General features: G+C 72.9%; 1 protein-coding gene. It reads right to left on the bottom strand.

Going from position 1 to position 277, the window contains the following annotated elements:
• Positions 1 to 275, bottom strand: a 275-nt coding sequence (locus tag MN205_RS00460; RefSeq protein ID WP_308220212.1) for a biotin/lipoyl-containing protein, incomplete at its 3' end; no start/stop codon positions are given.
• Between the last annotated feature and the right edge of the window lie 2 nt (positions 276 to 277).

Genomic DNA, 277 nt, shown 5'->3' with positions numbered 1-277 from the left:
GCGGGCTGCTCGGCGGGGGCGTCCTGCTGCGGGGCGGAGCCCTGCTCGGAGGGGTCGCCGACTCGGGCGAGGTCGGTGCCGACCTCGACGGTCTCGTCCTCGCCGACCAGGATCTCCAGCAGGGTCCCGGCCACGGGAGAGGGGATCTCGGTGTCGACCTTGTCGGTGGACACCTCCAGCAGGGGCTCGTCCACCTCGACGGTGTCACCGACCGACTTCAGCCAGCGGGTGACGGTGCCCTCGGTGACGCTCTCCCCGAGCGCCGGCATCTGCACCG

Origin of the sequence: Kineococcus sp. TRM81007 (assembly GCF_022669155.1) — a bacterium.
In the GTDB taxonomy this organism is placed as follows: Bacteria; Actinomycetota; Actinomycetes; order Actinomycetales; family Kineococcaceae; genus Kineococcus.
This window is presented reverse-complemented; position numbering and strand designations above follow the sequence as displayed.